Here is a 20,203-nt window from a genome sequence, read left to right as displayed (position 1 = left end):
GACAAGCCGTTCTACCGGGGCTCCGCTTCCTACGTCCGGCGGTCGACCGGATCGACCCTTGTCACCGGCCGATCAGCCCTTAACTTCACGGCCTTGGGCATTAGGGCGGCATCGGGGCGCAGGGCGATGCCGGCCGGCCAGCCGGAGCCGGCCGGCCGCGCGCGCGTGATCACCACAACACCCCGTGGCCGCGCCTGCGCTGCCAGACTGGGACCAGCAGAGTCCGTCACGGAGAGAGGTCACACCCCGCATGCCCAGCAGCGCTGCCGTCGACAACCCGTGGTTCCGCCGGTTCAAGCCGTCCGACTCCGCGCCCGCCCGGATCGTGATCTTCCCGCACGCGGGCGGCTCGGCCAGCTACTACCTGGAGTACGCCAACGCACTTGCGCCGTACGCCGATGTGCTTGCCGTCCAGTACCCGGGCCGGCAGAACCGGTTCATGGAGGAGCCGATCAGCTCGGTGCCGGGCCTCGCCGAGGAGCTCTACCGGGAGCTGCGGGAGTGGACGGACCGTCCGCTCACCTTCTTCGGCCACAGCATGGGCGCGGCCGTCGCCTTCGAGACGGTCCGGCGCTTCGAACGCGACGGGGTGGAGGGGCCCGAGCGGCTCTTCGTCTCGGCCGGACGCGCGCCCTCGCTGACCCGGGACAGCTCGGTGCACAAGCTGCCGGACGACGAACTGCTGGCGGAGGTCGTCGGCCTCGGCGGCACGGACGAGCGCATCCTCACCGTCCCCGGGCTGCACGAGCTGGTGCTGCCCGCCCTGCGGGCCGACTACACGGCCATCGAGACGTACGGCTGCACGCCGGACACGACCGTGTCGCTGCCGATCACCGCCCTGGTCGGAGACGCCGACCCGAACGCCACCGTCGAGCAGGTCGCCCAGTGGGACCGGCACACCACCGGCGCCTTCGACCTGAGGGTCTTCCCCGGCGGGCACTTCTACCTGGCGGACCGCACCGAGGAGGTCGTCCGGGTGCTCACCGCCCATCTGCGCGGCTGAGCCCGCCCGCCCGCCCGCTCGGCCCGCCCGGCCCGACGGCCGGTGAGGCGTCCGCACCGTTGACCGCACCTGTGTCCGGACCGGTGACCGCGCCCCGTTCGCTGGGCTACTGTCCTGCGTGACGAGCCGTCAGCAGAGCATCGGGAGGCAACGTTGCGCCGGATCGCCGTCGTCGGAGCGGGCCAGGCCGGCCTGCAGCTCGCGCTCGGGCTGCAGGCGGACGGGTACGAGGTGACGCTGGTCGCCGAGCGCACCCCGGAGCAGGTGCGCGGCGGGCGGGTGCTGTCCACCCAGGCGATGTTCGGCCCGGCGCTGCGGATCGAGGCGGCGGCCGGGTTGGACCTCTGGGCGGACCGGGCGCCGGCGGTCTCCTCGGTCGAGGCCGTGCTGGCGGCGCCGCCGGCCGTGCGGGCGCTGGAGTTCACCATGACGCTCGACGAGCCCGCCCAGTCGGTCGACCAGAGGCTCAAGCTGGCCGGCTGGCTGGAGCTGCTGGCCGAGCGCGGCGCCCGGGTCGAGTACCGCTCGCTGGACCGGGAGGGCCTGTACGAGCTGGCCCGCCGGCACGAGCTGACCGTGGTCGCAGCCGGGCGCGGCGGGCCGGACGGGATCTTCGCCCGCGACCCCGACCGCTCGCCGTTCGACCGGCCGCAGCGGGTGCTGTCCTGCCTGTACGCGCACGGCGTCGGCTCGCCCGACCCGGCCGCCGCGCCCCGGGCACGGATGCACGCCCTGCCCGGCCTCGGCGAGCTGTACCTGCAGCCGGCCCTCACGCTCTCCGGCCCCTGCTCGATCCTGCTGTGGGAGGCGCTGCCCGGCAGCCCGCTGGACGTGTTCGGCGACGCCCCCGCGCCGGACGTCCAACTGGCCAGGATCCGCGCACTGTTGGGCGAGTACCTGCCCTGGGAGGCGGAGCTCTGGACGCAGGCCGAGTCGACCGACGCGGGGGCCGGACTGTTCGGCGCGGTCACCCCGACCGTCCGGCGCACGGTGGCCGAGCTGGGATCGGGCGTGGACGCCGTCCACGTCCTGGGCCTCGGCGACACGGTGGTGGTCAACGACCCGGTCACCGGCCAGGGCGCCAACAGCGCCGCCCGCGCGGCGGAGGCCTACCGGCAGGCCGTCGTCGAGCACGGCGACGCCCCGTACACGGCCGACTGGATGTGCCGCACCGCCGAACGGTTCTGGCAGCAACACGCCCGTCACACCGTCGAGTTCACCACCGCCATGCTGACCATGCCGGACCACCTGCAGGGCGTCTTCGCGGCCGCCGCCGAGCACGAGGAGGTCGCCCGCCGCCTCGCCAACACCTACGCCGAGCCGAGTGACCACGCCGCCTGGCTGGCCACCCCCGAGCTCACCGCCGCGTACCTCGCCTCGGTGGGAGCCCCGCGGTAGCAGGCCGCGTGGTAGCAGTGCCCCGCAGTATCGGCCCCCGGGCCCCGGCCGGAACCCCGGGCCGCCCGCACTTGCCCCCGGCCCGCCCGCGGGACGACGCTGGAAGGAAGACGGCAACGGGTGCGGGAGGCGTCGGCCGTGGACGGACGCGAGCCTGCGGACCGGTCCGGTAGCGGTCACCGGAGCGTGCCGCACACGGCGGACCTGCAGGTGGAAGCCTGGGCGCCGACGGCCGAGGGCTGCATCGGCGAGCTGGTGCGCGCGGTCGTCGACAGCTTCGCCGACCTGACCGGCGCGCGGATCACCGGCGAGCGCGGCTGCACCGTCGTCGCGGTGAGCGACGCAGACCTGCTGGTGGGCGTCCTGGAGGAGGTCATCTACCGGATGGACGCCGACGGCGAACTGCCCGTCGCGCTGGCGATCAGCCGGATCGAGGGGCTGGACGGCGCCCGGACCGTGGCGGTCCGCTTCCGGATGGCCGACGCCGCCACCGCCGCCCTGGTCGGCGCCGTGCCGAAGGCCGTCTCACTGCACGACCTGGACCTGCGGGCCGGGCCGGAAGGCTGGACCTGCCGGGTCACCGTGGACGTCTGAGCGCGCGAGGCCGCGAGGACACGAGCACACGAGGCCGCGAGGACACGAGGCCGCAAGGACGCGGGCACGCGAGGACACGAGGCCGCAAGCACGCGAGCACGCGAGGACACGAGCCGGGTGGGCGAGGTGGGCGAGGTGGAGATCGCACTGACCGAGGCCGGCCGTTACCGCTGGCGGATCGAGCCGCGCCCGCCGATGCGGGTGCCCGGCGTGGTGTTCGCGAGCGCCGCCCTGCTACCGCAGGGCGCCGGGGACAAGGCGCTGGAGCAGGTGGCCAACGTGGCGACACTGCCCGGGATCGTCCGCGCCTCCTACGCGATGCCCGACGTGCACTGGGGCTACGGCTTCCCGATCGGCGGGGTCGCCGCCACCGACGTCGACGAGGGCGGGGTGGTCTCGCCCGGCGGGGTGGGCTTCGACATCTCCTGCGGGGTCCGGCTGCTGGCGGCCGGGGTCGACCGGGACGAACTCGACCCCGAGCGGATCCGCCGCCTGATGGACCTGCTGGACAAGACCGTCCCGCGCGGCCTCGGCCGCGGCGGCCTGTGGCAGCTGTCCGGACCGGAGGAGCTGGACGACCTCCTGCTCGGCGGCGCCCGCTACGCCGTCGAGCACGGCCACGGGGTGCCGCGCGACCTGGAGCGCTGCGAGGACCGCGGGGTGCTGGAGGGCGCTGCCCCCGGCGAGGTGAGCACCCGGGCCGTCGAACGGGGCCTGCAGCAGGTGGGCAGCCTCGGCTCGGCCAACCACTTCCTGGAGGTGCAGGCCGTCGACCGGGTCCACGACGAACGGACCGCGGCCGCCTTCGGCCTGCGGCCCGGCCAGGTGTGCGTCATGATCCACTGCGGCTCGCGCGGCCTCGGCCACCAGATCTGCACCGACCACGTCCGCACCATGGACCGCGAACTGCACCGCTACAAGATCGACCTCCCGGACCGCCAACTCGCCTGCACCCCGGTCGACTCGCCGCGCGGCCGCGCCTACCTCGGCGCGATGACCGCCGCCGCCAACTACGGCCGGGCCAACCGCCAGCTGCTCTCCGAGGCCGCCCGCCGCGCCTTCGCCACCGCGCTCGGCGTCGGCCTGGAACTCGTCTACGACGTCTCGCACAACCTCGCCAAGCTGGAGACCCACGAGGTGGACGGCGTGCCCAGGACGCTCTGCGTCCACCGCAAGGGCGCCACCCGCGCCCTGCCGCCCGGCGACCCCGACCTGCCCGCCGACCTGGCCGAGGCCGGGCAGCCGGTGCTGGTGCCGGGCACGATGGGCACCGCCTCGTACGTCATGGTCGGCCTGCCCGGCAACGAGGCCTTCCACTCCGCCTGCCACGGCGCCGGGCGGGTGCTGAGCCGGCACCAGGCGCTGCGCACGGTGCGCGGCGAACAGCTCAAGAGCGACCTGGAGGCGCGCGGCATCGCGGTGCGCCCCGCCTCGTGGCGGGCCCTGGCCGAGGAGACGCCCGAGGCGTACAAGGACGTCGACGCGGTGGCCGCCGTCACCGAGGCCGCCGGGCTGGCCCGGCAGGTCGCCCGCCTGGTGCCGCTGGGCGTGTGCAAGGGGTGAGCGGCCGCCGGGCCCGGCTCTGACCGCACCGCCGGAAACCGACCCGGCCGCGTCCCTCGACTCGCCCGGCCGGCCGCGCTTTGATATCGGACGCGCCGAACGCATCCGCCGCAGGAGCAGTGCCAGCCAGTGCCAGTGCCAGTGCAAGTACCAGGACCAGGAGCAGGAGGTGGTCATGCCCGGGAACGGCGACCCCCACGGGCCGGAGAACGGCACCGGCCCGGTGATCGAGCTGCGCTCGCTCACCAAGCGGTACGGCGGCACGGTCGGCATCGAGCGGCTGGACGTGTCGGTCGCGGCCGGCGAGGTGTTCGGCCTGCTCGGCCCCAACGGCGCCGGCAAGACCACCACGCTGCGCTGCCTGGTCGGCCTGCTCAGCCCCAGCGACGGACAGGTCCGGGTGCTCGGCCTGGACCCGGTGGCCGACCACCGCCGGCTCGCCCCCTCGATCGGCTACCTGCCCGGGGAACTGCGCCTGTACCCCGAACTCACCGGGCAGCAGACCCTCGACCTGCTCGCCGCCCTCCAGGGCGCCCCGGTGCCGCGCCAACGCGAACTGTGCGACCGGCTGACGCTCTCCCGGGCCGACCTGGCACGCCCGGTGGGGGAGTACTCGCGCGGCATGAAGCAGAAGCTCGGGCTCGTCCAGTCGCTCCAGCACCAACCCCCCGTGGTGGTGCTGGACGAGCCGAGCGAGGGCCTGGACCCGCTGGTCCAGGAGACCTTCTACGAACTGCTCGCCGAGGAGACCGCGGCCGGGCGGACCGTCCTGCTCTCCAGCCACGTGCTGCCCGAGGTGCAGCGGACCTGCGGCCGGGTCGCGATCGTGCGCCACGGCCGGCTGGTGACCGTCCGCTCGGTGGCCGAACTGCGCCAGGCCCGGGCCCGCCGGGTCCGGCTGCTCTTCGCCGACGGGCGGGGCGCCCGCCCGCTCGGCGCCGCCGAGCGGTGGTCCCCGCGCTGGGACGGATCCAGGGTCGAGCTGCTGGTGCCACCGGACGAGGTGGTCCCGGCCGTCCGGACCCTGCTGGCCGAACTGCCGGTGGCCGACCTGACCGTGGAGGAGGCCGGACTGGACGAGGCCTTCCTCGACCTCTACCGCGCGAACGACGACCAGCTCCCGACGGACGGCCAACCGCCGACGGACGGCCGCCCGTCGACGGACGGCCGCCCGCCGACGGAGGAGCCCCGGCCGGACACCGAGGAGGGCCCGTGACCCCCAGCACCGTCAGCCGCCGCCTCCCGCTGGTCTGGCTCGCCCTGCACCGGCGGCGCCGGATGCTGCTCTCCCTGCTGCTCGGCGTGGTCGTCTTCGAGACCCTGATCGTGGTGATCGCCGGAACCGTCCCGCCCGGCGACCTGTTCGGCGCCGGCCGCCGCAACCCGCCCGGCGCGTTCAGGGCCTTCAGCGGCTCCAACGGCGACGTCTCCATCGCCAGCTACCCCGGCCTGCTCGGTGCCGGGCTCACCCACCCGTTCTGGATCGCCCTCCAGCTCACCGTCATCGGCTCGCTCGGGGCCGCCGCCGTCGCGTCCGACGTCGAGTCCGGCACCATCGAGCTGCTGATGACCCGCCCGGTCTCCCGGCGCCGGCTGCTCGCCGAACGGACCGGCGCCCTGATCGCCGCCTCGGTGGCGCTCAACGCCGCCGCCACCCTCACCGTCGCCCTCGGGGTCGCGTTCTCCCCGAAACTGCGCGACGCCGTCCCGGAGGGCGCGGTGTTCACCGCCGGACTGCTCGGCTGCGCCCTCGCGTTCTGCCTGACCGGGCCGGTGCTGGCGGTGTCCGCGCTCAGCCGCCGGCGGGCGCACGTGGTCGGCGCGGCCGTCGTCTTCGGTGCGGTCGGCTTCGCGCTCAACTTCGTCGCCCTGGCCTGGTCCCCGGCCCGGCCGCTGCGCTACCTCAGCCCGTTCCACTACTACGCCCCGGGCGACGTGCTCGGCCACGGCGGTGTGCCCTGGGCAGCGCTGGGCGTCCTCACCGGCGTCGGTGCGCTCGGTCTGCTGGCGGCGTTCCGACTACTGGAACGCCGCGACCTGGCGATCTAGACGCATCGACCGTGCCCCCCGCTCGGCCCGGGCGACCGCGCTCCACACCCGGTCGGACCGGCTCGCTAGGGTGGCCGCATGGCATCGCTGGGAAGTCACGCCAATGTGTGGGAGACCTGTCTTCAGCTCCTGGGCCGCCGGGGCTACCGCCTGACGGTCGAGTTGCCCGACGCGGAGGACGAGGAGGGGCAGGAGGCCTGGCTCGCCGAGAAGGACGGGTTCACCTTCTGGGCGGACAACCCGATCGAACTGCTGGGGCTGACCGCCGTGTACGAGGACGTACGGCCCGAGGCGGACCGGCCCTACTGGTGGTCGGAGAAGACGGTGCGCGAAGGCCAGGGCCTTCGCGAGCGGCTGTTCGACGAGACCCTCGCCGCCCAGGAGACCCGGGTCGCGGAACTCGCCGCGCAGCACGACGAGGATCCGGGGGCCTGGGAGGAGCGGATCCGCGCGGCCTTCTGCTGGGCCGGTGACGAGGCCCACGCGGCGGGCCACCTGAGGATCCCCCGCGCGGAACTCCGCCGGATCCTTACCGACCCGCGCCTCGCCGACCTGCGCGAGGACACCGAGCCCGACGACTGACCCGAGGACTGACCCGAGGACTGACCCCGGCGCCCGGCCCCGGGCCTAGGCCCAGCGGTGGGCCGCGGCCAGCAGGTGTTCGCGGACCAGGGCCACGTGCGGGTCGGCCGAGGCGTTCGGGCGTCGGACCAGGTAGGCGGTGTTGATCGGCGGGTCGGCCGGCTCGTGCAGCAGGTGCAGTGCCCCGGAGGCGAGTTCGGCCCGGCACAGGTAGCCCGGCAGCACGCTCCAGCCGGCGCCCGCCGTGACCGCCGCGAGCACCGCCCGCAGATCCGGTACGGTGACCGCCGCCCGGGCGTGCAGTCGGCGGTCGAAGACGTGCCGCCAGTACCGGCGGGCGATCGGCAGGTCCTCGGCGTAGCTGAGCAGCGGGACGTCGGCGAGGGCGTCGGGCAGCTCCCGGCCGGCCAGCCGCTCGGCCCACACCGGGGCCGCGACCAGGACGAACTCCTCGTCGGCCAGCGGTTCGGCGAGCAGTGTCCGGCCGCGCGGGCGCCGGGTGGCGATCACCAGGTCGTGCCGCCCGGCCCGCAGCTCCTCCAGCAGCGGGTCGGTCAGCCCGGTGGTCACCCGCAGTTGCACGCCCTGGGCGACCAGCGGGGCGAGTTCGGCCAGCAGGACGGTGCCGAGGAACTCCGCAGGCCCGGCGAGGTGGACCGGCTCGGGCACACCGCCGCCGCGCCCCTCGGCGAGGCCCGTCAACTCGTCCAGCGGCACCGCCAGGCGGGCGGCCAGGTCGTCGGCGTACGGCAGCGGGCTGACTCCGCGCGCCCGGCGCTCGAACAGTTCGCGTCCGAGCCGCTGCTCCAGTGCGCGGATCTGTGCGGTCACCGTGGACTGGGACAGGCCCAGCAGGTGCGCGGCCGTCGTGAAGGAACCCGCGCGGTGCACGGCGAGGAAGGTCCGCAGATGGTTGAGGTCCAGCGGGCCGGAGCCCGGCGGCAGCCGATCGCTCATACCGCGAGCCTACGGGATCCCGATGGCTCGACCGCCCGTGCGAGGCATCGGGATTCCGATGCCTCGCATCGCGTGGCCCATTGGTTCCCGCGGGCTCGCCGCGGCTAGCTTCGACGACGTGAGCGCCGCGGCGGGCCCGTCGCGGCAGGGACCCGCACCACTGGAGGCACCCACCATGGCCGACATCCTGTTCGTCCTGACCGGTTCGGACGTCTGGACGCTGAACGACGGCACCAAGCACCCGACCGGCTTCTGGGCGGAGGAAGCCGTCGTCCCCTACCAGTCCTTCACCGCCGCCGGCCACCGGGTCACCGTCGCCACGCCGGGTGGCGTCGTCCCGGTCGCCGACCGGGCCAGCCTGACCGACCCGGCGACGGCCGAGGCGGTGGCGGCGATCGCCGAGCTCCGGCAGCCGCTCGTGCTGGCCGAGGTCGACTCGGCCGACTACGACGCCGTCTTCTACCCAGGCGGCCACGGCCCGATGGAGGACCTCGCGGTCGATGCCGACTCCGGCCGGCTGCTCACCCGGGCGCTGGCCTCCGGGCGTCCGCTCGGCGTGGTCTGCCACGGCCCGGCCGCGCTGCTCGCCGCCCGGACCGAGGACGGCGGCTCCCCGTTCGCCGGGTACCGGCTGACCGGCTTCACCAACGCCGAGGAGACCCAGGCCGGTCTGGCGGACCGGGCACCCTGGCTGCTCCAGGACCGGCTGGTCGGTCTCGGTGCGGACTTCGAGGAGGGCGAGCCGTGGGCACCGCACGTGGTCGTCGACCGCAACCTGGTGACCGGTCAGAACCCGGCCTCCTCGGCCCCGGTGGCCACCGAACTGCTGAAGCTGCTGGCGGCGTAGCGGCCGCAGGCCGGGCCCGACCGGCCCCGGGCCCACCTGGCCCGGGGCCGGGCCTTCGTCAGCCGAGGTCGTAGGCGGTCAGGGGGTGCCCCGCCCAGATCTCGCGGGAGACCTGCTCGGGGTAGCGGACGGTCTCCGAGTGGGTGTCCAGGACGCGGGTGAGCTGCTCCTCCGGGTCGAAGGCGGCCCAGCCCGGGTCGCCGGTGGTGGCGAACCGGACCCAGGCCTGCTGCAGCTCCTGCGAGAGCCGGACGGCGTCCGGGGCGGGCGGCTCGCCGAGGAAGTGCCGGCCCATCGGGCTGTCCAGGGAGCCGAACGCCAGCGGGACGTCCAGGCCGTGGCAGGCGCCGAACACGCCGCCCATCGAGGGGGCCGGGTAGGCCAGCTCGACCAGGTACGAGGTGCCGCCGGCCGCGGTGTTGGCCTCGGCCAGCTGGAGCGAGGGCATCCGGAAGAGGGCGTCGGAGCTGACCGCTTCGAGCAGGTCCGAGGCGGTGGCCCCCGGCTGGGCGGCGCGGTACCCGTCCGGCCCGGACGGCGACGGGGCGAACAGCTCCAGTGCGAGGTGGGCCTCCTCGTTGGTAAAGGTGCCGCGCCGGCCACTGAGGACGCTGAACAGCCGGAACTCGTCGCGGGTGTGACCGACGAGCAGGTCGACGCCCTCCACCCGGCCGGAGGCCAGGACGGACCAGGGCGCGCCGGGCAGGACCTCGCCGTCGACCACCGGGACGGTGGCGATGCCGCTCTGCGCCAGCCGCCCCCAGCGCGCGAGGTGCTGCGGGAGCGCGGTGCCGAGGTCGGTGACGGCCGCGGCCAGGGTCCAGGGGGCGACCTCGGCCAGGGCGGCGGCCGTGGGGGCGGTGCCGAGCAGCTTCGCGAGCTCGGCGGTGACCTCGGCGGCCAGGGGCGGGGTGCAGAGGTTGCCCGGGACGGTGTGGGCGATGGCCCGCCGGAACAGGCCGCGTGCCCCGCTCATGGCCAGCAGTGCGGCGACCGACCCGGCGCCCGCGGACTGCCCGGCGACGGTCACCTGGTCCGGATCGCCGCCGAACCGGGCGATGTTGCGCCGCACCCACTCCAGGGCCGCGATCTGGTCGAGGAAGGCCCGGTTGGCCGGGGCACCCTCCAGCAGTGCGAAACCCTCCGCGCCCACGCGGTAGTTGATGCTCACCACGACCAGCCCGTGCCGGGCCAGCTCGACCGGGTCGTACAGCGGGTCGCCGGAGGTGCCGGACATGTAGCCGCCGCCGTGGATCCAGACCAGCACGGGCAGCCCGGCCCGGTCGGGATGGGGGGTGCAGACGTTGAGCGTGAGCCAGTCGGTGCCCTCGGTCGGCTCGGCGGGCAGCGGACCGGACTGCGGGACGGTCGGGCCGAACTCGAAGGCCTCGCGGACGCCGTCCCAGGGCTCGGGCGGGGCGGGGGCGGCGAAGCGGAGCGGTCCGACCGGCGGCTGGGCGTAGGGGATGCCGCGGAAGACCGCGAGCCCCCGGTCCAGGAGGCCGCGGACGGTTCCCTCGGTGGTCTGGGCGACGGGCTGAACGAGCATCTGGACGCTCCCTCCTCGGAATGCCTCCAGCGTTATCAGTCAGATGTATTATGTCAAGCGTATGGAAAAGACGTCCCGGGGCGACACCCGCCCGCGACGGACGCCCGTGACGCCCGTGACGCCCGTGACGGACGTGACGGACGTGACGGACGTGCGCGCCAGGGGTGCGCGACAGAGGTACGGGACCAGGCGTGGAAAGAGCTCGGAGGAGTGGCAGGCGATGCCCAAGCAGGTGGACCACCAGGAGCGCCGCGAGACGATCGCCCGGGCGCTGTGGCGGGTGGTGGAGCGGCGCGGCGCCACGCACCTGACCATGCGCGAGGTCGCCCAGGAGGCGGGCATCTCGCTCGGACAGCTCCAGCACTACTTCACCTCCCGCGCGGCGATGCTCTCCTTCGCGATGGACTTCGCCGGCGAGCAGACCGCGCTGCGGGTCGGCCGGGCGCTCGGGGCACTGGGCGACCCGCCGCACCCCCGCGAGGTGCTGCGGGTGATGCTGGTCGAGCTGCTGCCCCTGCACGCCGACGCGCGCGCGACCAGCCGGATGAGCGCCGCCTACGTCCTGGAGGCGCTGCACGACGAGGAGGTCCACGCGCGGGCCCGGGACGGGCTGCTGCGGGGGCGGGCGATGGTGGAGCAGGTGGTCCGGCAGGCGATCGCCGACGGGCTGATCGCGGCCGACCGCGACCCGGCGGTGGAGACGGACCTGCTGCTCGCGCTCGGCGGGTTCACCACGCTGCTGGAGCTGGACGTGGTCGAGCACGCCGCCGCGCTCACCGCCGTCGACCGGTACCTGGACCGGCTGTTCGCGGCCGGGGGAGGGACGGGCCCGCGCTGACCGGTGCTGAGCGGCGCTGACGGCGTGGCAGGCTACCTGGGTAGCACCGCAGCCCGTGACCAGGAGCACCGCCATGGACCGACCCGCCGCCCCCGGGACCGCCGACCCCCGGCCCGCCGCCTTCCGCCTCGACGCCACCGCCTCCGGACACCCGGCGGGGATCCTGGCGGCGGCCGAGCAGGCCGAACGCCGGGGCATGGACCGGCTGGTGGTCGCCGAGACCGCGTACGACCCGTTCCTCCAGCTCGCCCGCGCCGCCGACCGGACCTCGCAGATCGAACTGGCCACCGGCATCGCGGTGGCCTTCGCCCGTACCCCGATGACGCTGGCCTACCAGGCCTGGGGGCTGCACGCGGCCTCCGGCGGACGGGCCGTCATCGGGCTGGGCTCGCAGGTCAAGCCGCACATCGAGAAGCGCTTCGGGATGCCCTGGGACCGTCCGGCCGCCCGGATGCGGGAGTACGTGCACGCGGTGCGGGCGATCTGGCACAGCTGGCAGACCGGTGAACGGCTGCGCTTCCGGGGCGAGTTCTACACCCACACGGTGATGACGCCGGTCTTCTCGCCCGATCCCGTCCCGTCCGGGGTGCCGCGGATCCTGCTGGCGGGCGTCGGACCGCTGATGACCCGCACCGCCGGTGCGGTGGCCGACGGCTTCCTGAGCCACCCGTTCACCTCCACCGCGTACCTGGCCGAGCAGGTGCTGCCCGGTCTGACCGAGGAGCGGGCGCGGGCCGAGGCGGAGGGCGCCGGGTGGACGGAGCGGCCGTTCGAGGTCGTCGGCAACGTGCTCACCGCGACCGGTCGCACCGAGGAGGAGCTGGCGGCCAACCGGGCCGCGACCCGTGAGCGGCTCGCGTTCTACGCCTCGACGCCGGCCTACCGCCCGGTGCTGGCGCAGCACGGCTGGGAGGGGCTCCAGGAGGAGCTGCACGCCCACTCGGTGCGCGGGCGCTGGGCGGAGATGGCCGCGCTGATCGACGACGAGGTGTTCGACACCTTCGCCGTGTCCGGGTCGGTCGAGGAGGCTGCCCGGGAGATCCACCGCCGGTACGCGGGCCTGGTCACCCGGCTGTCCGTCAGCCTGCCCGAGGACGCCGACCCGGAGCTGGGCCTGGACGTGCTGGACGCGGTGCGCGCGCTGGGCTGACGGCCGGTCAGGTCGGTCGGGCCGGTCGGGCCGGTCGGGCCGGTCGGGTCGGTCAGGTCAGGTCGGTCAGGTCGGTCGGGTCGGTCGGGCTGACTGGCGAGGGCTGACTGCCCAGGGCCGACCCGAAGCGTGCGAACAGTGATCGAGATGAGCCGTCGATCGTGCACGAGATGATCAAGTCAGGGCAGATTCGGGCAACGGGTTTCCGGTGGGGAGGGCGGACGGCAGGATCCCGGTGGCAGACCGGCCCGTGCGCTGACGTGCGGCACTCCGGGCCTGCCGCGCACTTGGGGCCTGTCATGTCTTGGCCACCCGTTTTCCCGGCCACCGGCTCCGTGGCCGTCCGTCGCCGATCGTGGGGGGTGTCCGCGTGTCCGTGTCCGACGAGCGCCCGGCCGACGTCGATCCGGCCGTCGGCTGGGACCCGGTCGAGGGGTTCGAGGCCGACGAGCTGGCCGACCTGGACGAGTTCCTGCGCGTCTGCGCCGAGCTGACCGGCTTCGACGTGCCCGAGCTGCGCGCCACCGGAATGGCGCACGAGCACCACCGCACCACGCTGGCCCACCGGGTCCGCGACGAGCACGCCCTGCTCCACCTCTGGTACGTCGGCGCCTGGCCCGGGGAGGCGCCCAGCTCCGCCCGCGCCCACGACCAGGGCCTGGTCTGGCGGACCTTCCACGCCAGCCCGCCCGGCGCCGCCGCCCCCGGGCACGGCAGCTGGGCCGAGGCACCCCCGGGCGCCGAGGCACCCCCGGGCGCCGAGGCGCCCCTGGGCGGAGCGGGCCGAGGAGGTGAGGGCCGATGAGCGCACGCTGGGACGCCGTCGTGGTCGGTGCGGGCTTCGCCGGAACACTGGTCGCCCACCGGCTCGGAGCACAGGGCTGGCGGGTGCTCGTCCTGGAGGCCGGACGGGCCGCACCCACCGGCGCCGAAGCCTCCGCCGCCCACCGCGCGGCCGGCGGCGGACCGCCCACCTCGCCCTACCCGCACAGCCCCGAGGCGCCGTCCCCCGACGTCACCGACCTCACCGGGCTGCCGGAGGGCGGCTTCACCGCCACCGGACACCTCCGCCAGCACGGGCCACTGCCGTACGCCAGCGGCTACCTGCGCGCCAACGGAGGCACCGGCCTGCTCTGGACCGGGCTCACCCCGCGCATGCACCCCGAGGACTTCCGCACCGGCGACCTCGGGCACGGCCGCAACTGGCCGATCGGCTACCACGACCTGGAACCCCACTACCGCGCCGCCGAACGGGAACTCGGCGTCGCCGCCGACGCCGAGGAGCAGCGCGACGCCGTCGGCCTGCCCATCCCGGACGACTACGACTTCCCGATGCGCGCCGTCCCGGGCAGCTTCCTCGACCGGCAGCTGGCCCGCGCGCTCGACGGCCGGACCGTCCGCGACCCGGCCATGCCCGGCCCCGCCCGACTCGCCGTCACCGGCACCCCGCACGCCCGCAACGGAGTCCCGACCCGACCGGGCTCCGCCGAGGGCCCGCTCTGCGCGGGCAGCGCCGGCTGCGTCCCGGCCTGCCCGACCGGCGCCAAGTACACCCCGCTGCGCACCCAGGCCCGCTGGGCCGCCGGGGTCGAGCTGCGCACCGAGGCGGTGGTCAGCCGGGTGTTCGCCGACCCGGAGACCGGGCGGGCCGGGGGAGTGGAGTACCTGTCGGGCGGCAGTGCCCACCGGGTCGAGGCGGACCTGGTCGTCCTCGCCGCGCACGCGATCGAGAACGCCCGGCTGCTGCTCCTCTCCGGCCTGGCCAACCGCAGCGACCAGGTCGGCCGGAACCTGATGGACCACCCGGCCCTGCTCACCTGGGGCCTGATGCCCCGCCCGGTCGGCCCCTACCGGGGGCCCGGCTCCACCAGCGGCCTGGAGGCCTTCCGCTTCGGCCCTGGCCGCGACCGCCGGGCGCCGTTCCGGATCGAGATCGGCAACTGGGGCTGGTCCTGGGCCGGCGGAGCGCCGGAGGCCGAGGCCACCGCCCTGCTCGCCGCCGGTGTGCGCGGCAAGGAACTGCGCGAACGCCTCGGCGACCGGCTCGGCCGCCAGTTCTCGCTCCAGTTCGAGCTGGAACAGCCCGCCGACCCCGCCAACCGGGTCACCCTCGACCCGGACCGGCGCGACCCGCTCGGCCTCCCCGGCCCGGCCATCCGCTACGACCTCTCCGACTACGTCCGCGAGGGCATGGCCTCCGCCCGGGCCGTGTCCGACCAGCTCTTCGCCCTGTTGGGCGCCGAGGACCACACCGCCTACCCGGCGGGCGGATGGCCGGGGCGGCTCGAACACCGGGGAGCCGTCCACGGCTACCGGGGCGCGGGCCACGCCGGCGGCACCCACCTCATGGGCGACTCGCCCGCCACCTCCGTGGTCGACCACTGGCAGCGCTGCTGGGACCACCCCAACCTGTACGCCGTGGGCTGCGGCTCGATGCCCTCGCTCGGCACCTCCAACCCCTCGCTCACCATGGCCGCCCTCGCGCTGCGCAGCGCCGAGCGGATGCACCGGGACCTGCTGGAGCTGCGCCGCCCGGCGGCCGTGACGCCTCCCCTGGTGGTGACGCCTCCAGTGGTGACGCCTCCGGCGGTGGTGACGTCCCCGACCACCGTCCGTACCCCCGAATCCCCCGAATCCCCTTCGCCCTCGGAGTCCTCATGACCGGCCTGCCGCTGCCGCCCGTACCGGAGCCGTACCACCTGCCCTTCCACTACGGCGCGCTGCACAACATCGGTGTGGACTACCTGGTCGATCGCGAACGGGCACGGGAGCTGCTCGGCAAGCGCCACCCCGGGCTGAACGTCGCCGCCTTCGACGGCGGGGCCTGTGTGTCGCTCAACTACCAGCTGTACTTCGCCCAGTACCCGAACGGCGGCGGCATCACCCAGGAGCTGGAGATCAACCTGATCGCCCACCCGGTGTTCGCCGAGGACCGGATCCCGCTGGTCAACTACGGCCAGTACGCCCGGGGTTACGACCAGACCAAGCTGCTCGGCATCGCCCGGCTGCACGTGCTCTGCGACAACCCGCTGGCCATCGACGCCGGGCGCCGCCTCTACGCCGAGCCCAAGCACCCGGGCTGGTTCGAGACCACCCTGCCCTCCCTCAACGCGCCCGCCGTGCGCGAACGCTGGTCCGTCTCCTGCCGTCGCGCCACCCTCGGGACCGACGGGCTGCGCCGCCACGAGGAGGAACTCCTCGCCCTGGACGTGAACCTGGCCGGCCTCACCCCCGAACCCGTCAACAACACCCCGATCACCGGCTACGGCACCGACGACGAGGGCAAGCTGCTCGCCGGCCCGCTCAACGTGTACCAGCCCTACCGCTACTACGCCCTGGACGACCGCAGCGCCGAACGCGTCCGTCTGGACCTCGGCAACCCCGCCGAGGAGTCCGCCCGCGACCTCGCCCACCTGATCGCCGACGCCCCGGCGGCCGGGGTGTGGACGTACCAGTCCCCGCCGGTCGCCGCCCACAACCGGGCCTACTACGTCCGCTGACGGCCGGCCACGCCACCACCGGACGCACCGCCGCCCGCAGGGGCGTCGTGTACGGCCGGGCCCGAGGTCGGCCGGGCCGCTGCTGCCAGGGTCGCGCCTCACGGCCCTGGACGACCTGGTCGACCTGGTGGCCGTGCGGCTGAGGGCGGGCGACCGCCCGTACGCGGCGGTGCTGACGCTGGCCCGCCGGCCGGAGCTGACCGTCGAGCGGCTGAACCGGCTGGGGCACCTGCCCGGGGCCTCGACCTGGCCGCGGCGGGGGATCACCCGGGCGCTGGCGGCGCGCCCGGACCGGTGAGCGCGGCCGACGCCTGCCCGCCAGGCTTCCGCCCGCCGGGTTGAGGCCCGTCGAGCTGATCCCCGTAGAGCTCCTGCCCGCCGCGTTGGGCCGTGGCGGTCCGGGCGGTGGTGGGTGCCCGGGACCAGCGGCCGGCGAGGATCGTGCCGACGAGCAGCTGGAGTTGGTGGTAGAGCATCAGCGGCAGCACCATCAGCCCCGCCGCCGGTCCGAACAGGACGGTGGCCATCGGCAGTCCGTTGGCCAGGCTCTTCTGCGAGCCGCACAGCACCGCCGCGATGCCGGCCGCCCGGTCGAGCCCCAGCAGCCGCGCACCGAGCCAGGTGGCCGCCAGGGTGGCGGCGAGCAGGCCGAGCAGCACCGCGAGGAGCCCGAGGAGGGCGGCCGGGGTCGCCAGGTGCCAGATGCCCTGGGCCACGGCGGTGCTGAACGCCGTGTAGACGACGAGCAGGATCGAGCCACGATCCAGTGGGGTCAGCACCCGTTTGTGCCGGGCCAGGAAGCCGCCGATCCACGGGCGCAGCAACTGCCCGAGCAGGAACGGCGCGAGCAACTGGAGCCCGATCCGCAGCAGCCCGTCGGCGGAGAGTGCGGCGCGCGAGCCCAGCAGCCAGGCTGCGAGCAGCGGGGTGAGCACCAGCCCGGCCAGGCTGGAGTAGGTGCCCGCGCAGATCGCCGCCGGGACGTTGCCCCCGGCGGCGCCGGTGAGCGCCACCGAGGACTGCACCGTCGAGGGCACCAGGCAGAGGAACAGCACCCCGGTCTGCAGCTGCGCCGTCAGCGGGACGGGCGTGAGCAGCGCGCCGGCCAGCCCGAGCAGCGGGAAGAGGCCGAAGGTGGTGGCCAGCACCAAGCCGTGCAACCGCAGGTGGCGTAGCCCCGCCAGCGTCTCCCGGGTGGAGAGCCGGGCGCCGTAGAGGAAGAACAGCAGTGCCACCGCGAGGTCGCAGGCCGCCTCGGTGACCCGCGCCGATCCGCCCGAGGCCGGGAACAGCGTGGCCAGGCCGACCGTTCCGGCCAGCGCGGCCAGGTACGGATCGAGTCGGCACCGCGGCAGTCGGTGATGGGCCGGAAAAGCCGTCACGGGCCACCTCCCACCACCGGACGGAGTGCGGGCCCGGCCGACGGGCCCGGCCCCAGCAGGCCGCCCACCAGGGAGCCCGCACCGTCGTGGTCACTGCCCGCCGAGCCGCTGCCGTTCTGGAGGTTGCCCGTCCGGTCGATCTCCACCCAGGAGTCGGCGTTCGAGTTGTCCACGACCGTGATCAGCCCGCCACCCGCCGCCGCGGGCGCTGCACCGCCCGCGAGCAGGGCGCACGCCCCGAGCAGCCCCACCGCGCCGGCCCGCAGCCCGCCGGCCCGCAGCCCGCCGGCCCGCAGCCCGCCGGCCCGCAGCCCGCCGGCCCGCAGCCCGCCGGCCCGCAGGGCGCCGACCCACGGCGCAGCGGCCGGCGGCGGGGAGGGCCCGCGCAGCCCCGGCCTCACGCCGGCACCGCCATCAGCCCGCGGGACCGGGAGATGTTCCGCTCCAGCAGCTCGGTCGACTCCCGGACGCCGACCTGCGGGCCCTCCGAGGCCGTGGCGGGCAGCCGCCCGTCGGCGCTCTTCAGCCCGGCCAGCGCCTCCTCCATCGCCCGGTGCGCCGCGAACAGGCACGGCGTGCTGTAGATGGCCACGTCCACGCCCAGGTCCGTCAGCTCCGAGAGCGACAGCCGGGGGGACTTTCCGCCCGCGATCTGGTTGAACAGCAGCGGCTTGTCGCCGACCGCCGCGCGGATCCGGCGGATCCACTCCTCGCTGCGCACGCCGTCGACCAGCACCACGTCGGCGTCGGTGGCGGCGAGCGCCCGGGCACGGCGCAGGATGTCCTCCTCCTCGGTGGCGTCGGTGCGGGCGACCACCACCAGGTCCGTCCGGCTGGCGAGGACCAGCTCCAGCTTCTCCAGGTACTCCTCCAGCGGGAGGACGAGCTTGCCGTCGGCGTGGCCGCAGCGGCGCGGCCGCTTCTGGTCCTCCAGGATCACGCCGGAGGCGCCGGTGCGTTCGAGCCGCCGCACGACGTGGCAGGCCACTTCGGGATCGACGTAGCCGTCGTCGATGTCGACCAACAGGTGGTGCCGGGGGAAGGCGCCGCGCAGCCGTTCGACGAAGCCGACCATGTCGGGCCAGGCGATGAAGCGGTGTTCGCGACGGTGTCGCCGGAGCGGGCGGGCGCGGACCCGCCGCTCGGGGGCTCAGGGCTCAGGGGCTCAGAGACTCAGGCGTTCGGCAGCGGCGGTACGGCGCGCCGCTCGCGCAGGGTCCGGAGCATCCGGCGGGTCGCCCTGGTGGCGACCGGCGGTAGCAGCTCCAGCGCCAGCCGCCGCGAGGTCGAGCGCTCGACCGGCGGCTTGACCTGGTAGTTGAGGCGCAGCACGGGGGACCCGGCGATGGTGTCCTCGTCCACGGTGTAGCCCCCGGCCCGCCAGTCCCGCCGCAGCAGGACCTCCCGGACGGCCGAGGCGTCGCCCCAGGTGCCGTAGAACTTCATCGGGGTGAGCAGGACCGGCCGCAGCCCGCCGGTGAAGACCGCCTCCCAGACCGCGGCCGAGACGCCGGGGGTGTGCTCGGAGCGGTAGTCGTCCAGGGCGACCAGGCCGTCCTCGGCGAGTGCGGCCCGGGCGACGGCGATGTCCCCGGCGACGTGCTCGTACAGGTGGGAGGCGTCGACGTGGACGAACCGGCAGCTGTCCGCGGGGATCCGGCCGTCGGCCAGCGCCGAGGTGGGCGCCTGCACGATCTCGGGCAGCTCGCGGTGGAAGGCGAGGTAGTTGGCCTCGAAGGCGCTTCGGGTGAGCGTCTTCCGGTAGGACATGGCCATCTCGGCGGCGTTGTCCTCGTCGTCCGCCTCGGAGTCGAACAGGTCGCAGACCGTCAGCCGCTCGCCCGGCTGCAGGTGGTCGCCGAGCAGGACGGCGCTGCGGCCCAGGTAGCTGCCGAGCTCCAGGATGTCGCCGGTGACGCCGGCCGCGCTCTGGGTGGACAGCAGGTGCCCGAAGGCAGCCCGGTCGAGACTGAAGAACCAACCGGGGATGTCGTCCCGCTTCAACGGCGCGGGGCGGGCGGCTGCGGGCTCGGCAGTGGGCACGGCGGCCTCCAGGGGGACGGCGGGGCGCGGTGGCGGGTCACGCCGCGGAGGGGACGCCGAGGACGTGAGGCGGATCATCATAGCCACGCCGGGGCCCGGTGGAACCAGGAACGGAAGGGCCTGATTCCGACGGCGTGCTCCCGGGTCGGCCAGGTCAGCCGGGGCGGCCGGGGCGGCCGCGTCAGCCGGGCAGGCCCGGAGGCCCGAGCCGCTCCAGCTCCGCGATGGTTCCGGCCAGCCAGCTCCGCTCGGCCGTCGAGGACGCGCGGGCGACCAGCAGCATCCCGCGCCGGAAGGGGTTCGGCTCGCGCTCCGCGGTGACCGGGTGGCCGTCGCCGTCGTAGAAGAAGCTGCTGGGTGCGGTGAGGAAGGCCAGTCGGCGGTGGAGGACGGCGGCCTGCCGGGCCGGGTCGGCGAGGTGGTGCAGGAATGCGGCGAGCGTGAAGAAGCGGATCTGGTCGGTGATCTCGGCCTGTTCCGGGTCGGCCAGCCGTCGCAGCAGCTCGGTCCGCCCCTGACCGGTCAGCTCCAGGGTCTGGCGCGGGGCGGCGCCGGTGCCGGGTTCGGTGCGGCGGGACAGCAGGCCGGCCTTCTCCAGCCGGGTGATGGCGGGGTAGAGCGCGCCGTCGCTGACCGGGCGGACGTGACCGGTCAGGCCGGTGATCCGGGACTTCAGTTCGTAGCCGTGCAGCGGCTGGTCGTACAGGAAGCCGAGGATCGCGAGGGTCAGCACGGTCGAAGCCCTTCC

General features: G+C 75.0%; 20 protein-coding genes and 1 pseudogene. 14 read left to right on the top strand and 7 right to left on the bottom strand.

All coding sequences use genetic code 11. The annotated features are described in order from the left end of the window. Positions 1–250: 250 nt before the first annotated feature. The 7 genes from OP86_RS03500 (at position 251) to OP86_RS03470 (ending at position 7,189) form a co-directional block, all read left to right on the top strand. Positions 251–1,003, top strand: a complete 753-nt coding sequence (locus tag OP86_RS03500; RefSeq protein WP_030060618.1) for a thioesterase II family protein — start codon at positions 251–253, stop codon at positions 1,001–1,003. Positions 1,004–1,156: 153 nt separating this feature from the next. Beyond that, on the top strand, positions 1,157–2,401 hold the full coding sequence (locus OP86_RS03495; protein ID WP_033330832.1) for a styrene monooxygenase/indole monooxygenase family protein: 1,245 nt from the start codon (positions 1,157–1,159) through the stop codon (positions 2,399–2,401). Positions 2,402–2,587: 186 nt separating this feature from the next. Then, on the top strand, positions 2,588–2,995 hold the full coding sequence (locus OP86_RS03490; RefSeq protein ID WP_245231771.1) for an archease: 408 nt from the start codon (positions 2,588–2,590) through the stop codon (positions 2,993–2,995). 135 nt (positions 2,996–3,130) lie between these two features. Further along, positions 3,131–4,558, top strand: coding sequence for an RtcB family protein (locus OP86_RS03485; protein ID WP_033330873.1), 1,428 nt, complete (start codon positions 3,131–3,133; stop codon positions 4,556–4,558). Positions 4,559–4,733: 175 nt separating this feature from the next. Further along, positions 4,734–5,774 carry an ABC transporter ATP-binding protein gene (locus OP86_RS03480; protein WP_157849656.1) on the top strand — a complete coding sequence of 347 codons (1,041 nt, stop codon included), beginning with the start codon at positions 4,734–4,736 and terminating at the stop codon, positions 5,772–5,774. Next, complete coding sequence (locus tag OP86_RS03475; RefSeq protein WP_030060623.1) at positions 5,771–6,607, top strand: ABC transporter permease subunit; 837 nt, start codon at positions 5,771–5,773, stop codon at positions 6,605–6,607. The genes OP86_RS03480 and OP86_RS03475 overlap by 4 nt, the downstream gene beginning before the upstream one ends. Before the next feature lie 78 nt (positions 6,608–6,685). After that, the gene (locus OP86_RS03470; protein ID WP_157849655.1) at positions 6,686–7,189 is read left to right on the top strand and encodes a hypothetical protein; all 504 of its coding nucleotides are present in this window, start codon (positions 6,686–6,688) and stop codon (positions 7,187–7,189) included. 45 nt (positions 7,190–7,234) lie between these two features. On the opposite strand, the gene OP86_RS03465 is transcribed toward OP86_RS03470, so the two are convergent. Then, positions 7,235–8,146 (bottom strand): LysR family transcriptional regulator, encoded by a 912-nt coding sequence (locus tag OP86_RS03465; RefSeq protein ID WP_209440335.1) that lies wholly within the window; start codon positions 8,144–8,146, stop codon positions 7,235–7,237. 175 nt (positions 8,147–8,321) lie between these two features. Here OP86_RS03465 and OP86_RS03460 point away from each other — a divergent pair, with 175 nt between their 5' ends. Continuing rightward, on the top strand, positions 8,322–8,993 hold the full coding sequence (locus OP86_RS03460; RefSeq protein WP_033330828.1) for a type 1 glutamine amidotransferase domain-containing protein: 672 nt from the start codon (positions 8,322–8,324) through the stop codon (positions 8,991–8,993). 58 nt (positions 8,994–9,051) lie between these two features. Here the strand turns inward: OP86_RS03460 and OP86_RS03455 are convergent, their stop codons facing one another. Next, on the bottom strand, positions 9,052–10,542 hold the full coding sequence (locus OP86_RS03455; RefSeq protein ID WP_030060628.1) for a carboxylesterase/lipase family protein: 1,491 nt from the start codon (positions 10,540–10,542) through the stop codon (positions 9,052–9,054). 220 nt (positions 10,543–10,762) lie between these two features. On the opposite strand from OP86_RS03455, the gene OP86_RS03450 reads away from it, so the two are divergent. From OP86_RS03450 to OP86_RS36395, 6 genes are all read left to right on the top strand, one after another. Next, positions 10,763–11,380, top strand: coding sequence for a TetR/AcrR family transcriptional regulator (locus tag OP86_RS03450; protein ID WP_030060629.1), 618 nt, complete (start codon positions 10,763–10,765; stop codon positions 11,378–11,380). A gap of 73 nt (positions 11,381–11,453) precedes the next feature. Beyond that, positions 11,454–12,530 carry a TIGR03617 family F420-dependent LLM class oxidoreductase gene (locus OP86_RS03445; RefSeq protein ID WP_078653558.1) on the top strand — a complete coding sequence of 359 codons (1,077 nt, stop codon included), beginning with the start codon at positions 11,454–11,456 and terminating at the stop codon, positions 12,528–12,530. Between the two features lie 370 nt (positions 12,531–12,900). Continuing rightward, positions 12,901–13,335 (top strand): hypothetical protein, encoded by a 435-nt coding sequence (locus OP86_RS03440; protein ID WP_030060631.1) that lies wholly within the window; start codon positions 12,901–12,903, stop codon positions 13,333–13,335. Further along, positions 13,332–15,191, top strand: a complete 1,860-nt coding sequence (locus OP86_RS03435) for a GMC family oxidoreductase (RefSeq protein WP_063832279.1) — start codon at positions 13,332–13,334, stop codon at positions 15,189–15,191. Before OP86_RS03440 ends, OP86_RS03435 begins: the two co-directional genes overlap by 4 nt. After that, positions 15,188–16,030, top strand: a complete 843-nt coding sequence (locus tag OP86_RS03430) for a hypothetical protein (RefSeq protein WP_030060633.1) — start codon at positions 15,188–15,190, stop codon at positions 16,028–16,030. The genes OP86_RS03435 and OP86_RS03430 overlap by 4 nt, the downstream gene beginning before the upstream one ends. A 127-nt stretch (positions 16,031–16,157) precedes the next feature. Then, positions 16,158–16,328 carry a hypothetical protein gene (locus tag OP86_RS36395; RefSeq protein ID WP_157849654.1) on the top strand — a complete coding sequence of 57 codons (171 nt, stop codon included), beginning with the start codon at positions 16,158–16,160 and terminating at the stop codon, positions 16,326–16,328. Here the strand turns inward: OP86_RS36395 and OP86_RS03420 are convergent. The 5 genes and pseudogenes from OP86_RS03420 to OP86_RS03400 form a co-directional block, all read right to left on the bottom strand. Further along, a complete protein-coding gene (locus tag OP86_RS03420; protein WP_051829624.1) occupies positions 16,294–17,412 on the bottom strand; it encodes a bile acid:sodium symporter family protein in 1,119 nt (372 codons plus the stop codon). The two genes, OP86_RS36395 and OP86_RS03420, sit on opposite strands and share 35 nt — an antisense overlap. Then, positions 17,409–17,813, bottom strand: a complete 405-nt coding sequence (locus OP86_RS36390; RefSeq protein ID WP_078653557.1) for a hypothetical protein — start codon at positions 17,811–17,813, stop codon at positions 17,409–17,411. The genes OP86_RS03420 and OP86_RS36390 overlap by 4 nt, the downstream gene beginning before the upstream one ends. Beyond that, positions 17,810–18,505, bottom strand: a pseudogene (locus OP86_RS03410) (isocitrate lyase/phosphoenolpyruvate mutase family protein); the annotation flags it as partial. The gene OP86_RS36390 and the pseudogene OP86_RS03410, both read right to left, overlap by 4 nt. A gap of 80 nt (positions 18,506–18,585) precedes the next feature. Beyond that, positions 18,586–19,455 (bottom strand): class I SAM-dependent methyltransferase, encoded by an 870-nt coding sequence (locus OP86_RS03405; protein ID WP_033330825.1) that lies wholly within the window; start codon positions 19,453–19,455, stop codon positions 18,586–18,588. Between the two features lie 181 nt (positions 19,456–19,636). Then, on the bottom strand, positions 19,637–20,188 hold the full coding sequence (locus OP86_RS03400; RefSeq protein WP_030060640.1) for a PadR family transcriptional regulator: 552 nt from the start codon (positions 20,186–20,188) through the stop codon (positions 19,637–19,639). Positions 20,189–20,203: the final 15 nt, after the last annotated feature.

Origin of the sequence: Streptomyces novaecaesareae (assembly GCF_000716875.1) — a bacterium.
In the GTDB taxonomy this organism is placed as follows: domain Bacteria; phylum Actinomycetota; class Actinomycetes; order Streptomycetales; family Streptomycetaceae; genus Kitasatospora; species Kitasatospora novaecaesareae.
The sequence above is the reverse complement of the archived record's forward strand: the minus strand, read 5'-3'. Positions and strand labels throughout refer to the sequence as shown.